This is a genomic window from Phenylobacterium sp. (assembly GCF_035276905.1).
In the GTDB taxonomy this organism is placed as follows: domain Bacteria; phylum Pseudomonadota; class Alphaproteobacteria; order Caulobacterales; family Caulobacteraceae; genus Phenylobacterium.
In genome coordinates this window covers 1-2,107 of sequence record NZ_DATELG010000104.1, presented here as the reverse complement: position 1 = coordinate 2,107, position 2,107 = coordinate 1, and the positions used below count along the sequence as shown (strand labels likewise).

3 protein-coding genes are annotated in these 2,107 nt (G+C 68.7%); all 3 read left to right on the top strand.

Annotated elements, in window-relative coordinates:
• Positions 1-480, top strand: a 480-nt coding sequence (locus VJS38_RS04515; RefSeq protein WP_324086957.1) for a cytochrome c oxidase subunit 3, incomplete at its 5' end; no start/stop codon positions are given.
• Entirely contained in the window at positions 480-749 is a 270-nt protein-coding gene (locus tag VJS38_RS04510; RefSeq protein WP_324086956.1) for a cytochrome C oxidase subunit IV family protein, read from the top strand. The genes VJS38_RS04515 and VJS38_RS04510, both read left to right, overlap by 1 nt.
• 87 nt (positions 750-836) lie before the next feature.
• The coding region (locus VJS38_RS04505) for a thiamine pyrophosphate-binding protein (protein ID WP_324086955.1) at positions 837-2,107 on the top strand (1,271 nt) is incomplete at its 3' end.

Sequence of the window (2,107 nt, the reverse complement as noted above, 5' to 3'; positions counted from 1 at the left end):
GCGGCGGCAGCCAGCCAGCACCTGAGCCTAGCGATCGGAACCGCCAACACCGGAATCCTGCTCACCTCCAGCCTGTGTGTCGCCCTGGCCGGCCTCGCCGCCCGCAACGGCCGGCTGCGAGGTGCGACCCAAGGCCTGCTGGCCGCCGCCGCGCTCGGGGTCCTGTTCCTCGTCCTAAAGGGCGTCGAGTACCGCATAGATTACGACGAGGGGCTGGCGTCGCTCACTGGAGCGCCCTCGCCGCTCGGATCCAGCCCGGCTCAGCTCTTCATCGGCCTCTACTATGTCGCCACCATCCTGCACGCGCTTCACGTCAGCGCCGGCGTCGTGCTGCTGACTGGCGCCGGCTTGGGAGCTGCGCGAGGCCGCCTGCCGCTGCCGGGGCGCGCGGAGACTGTCCACCTGGTCGGCCTCTACTGGCACCTCGTGGACGTGATCTGGGTGTTCCTGTTCCCACTGCTCTATCTGGCGAGGCCGTGATGCGCGGCGAGGGCCTGAAGCTGGTCCTGGTCTGGGCGGCGCTGGCCGCGCTGCTGACGCTGACCGTCGCGCTCAGCTTCGCACCCATGGGCGTCTGGCGGCTGCCCGCGAGCCTGGCGATCGCCGCCGCTAAGGCCGGGCTGATCGTCTGGGTCTTCATGGAGCTGCGCCGCGAAGGTGGGATCACGCGGCTGGCCGCCCTGGTCGGGCTCCTGTTCCTCGCCCTGCTGATCGGCCTGCCGGCGATCGACGAGGCCATCCGGCGGTGAAGGGAGTCCCGGCCGCCGGGAACAGGCCAATGAGGCGCGGATTATATGCCGGCACGAGCTATTCGCGTGCAGCGAGAGGGGTCCGTCATGGGCAGCATGACCGCAGCCGACGTGCTTATCCAAACGCTGATCAACTGGCGGGTCGATACGGTTTTCGGCATTCCCGGCGACGGAGTGAACGGCGTCATCGAGGCGTTTCGTCGGCGACGTGACGAGATCCGCTTCGTCCAGACCCGTCACGAGGAGGCGGCGGCCTTCATGGCCTGCGGCTACGCCAAATGGACGGGCAAGCTCGGAGTCTGTGTCGCAACCTCCGGGCCCGGCGGAATCCATCTGCTCAATGGGCTCTACGACGCCAAACTGGACGGCCAGCCTGTGCTCGCCATCACGGGGCTGCAGTTCCACGATCTCGTCGACACCCACACCCAGCAGGACGTCGAGCTCGACAAGCTGTTCATGGACGTGACGGTCTACAACGCCCGCGTGATGGGCGCGGCCCACGTCGAGAACGTGGCGGAACTGGCGATCCGGACCGCGCTCGCACGGCGCGGCGTGGCGCACATCACCCTGCCGGTCGATATCCAGGACGAGCCGTTGGCCAAGGACCTTCGCTCCAAGCGCAACGTGGCGCACCACGCCTCCGAGGTCCGCGCCGGCGCGCGGCCAAGGCCCATTGAGGCGGAGCTGGACCGGGCGGCGGACGTCCTCAACGGCTGCTCCAAGCCGTTCATCCTGGCCGGCCGCGGCGCGCTGGGCTGCCATCGCGCCCTGGGCGCGGTCGCCGACCGCCTCGGCGCGCCGGTCGGCAAGGCGCTCTTAGGCAAGGGCGCGCTGGCCGACGACCATCCCAACTGCACCGGCGGCGTCGGTCTTCTCGGCACCAAGCCGTCCCAGGAGGCGCTCGAAGGCTGCGACGGCCTGCTGATCGTCGGCAGCAGCTTCCCTTACATCGAGTTCTATCCCAAGCCGGGGGCCGCCAAGGCGGTGCAGATAGAGCTCGCCCCCGAGCGCGTAGGCTTGCGCTACCCCGTCGAGGTGGGCCTGGTCGGCGACTGCGAGACCACGCTCGACCTGCTGCTGCCGAAGCTTCAGCACCGCCAGGACCGCGGCTTCCTCGAAAAGGCGCAAAAGGCCGTCGCGGAATGGCTTGCGCTGATGGAGGACCGCGGCACGGTCCAGGACAAGCCCATGAAGCCGCAGGTCGTCGCCCACGAGCTGAACAAACTGCTGGCGAACGATGCGATCGTCGCCACCGACTCCGGCACCGTCACCACTTGGATCGCGCGGCATTTTATGATGCGGGAGACCCAGATGTTCTCCTGCTCCGGCAATCTGGCGACCATGGCCTGCGGCCTGCC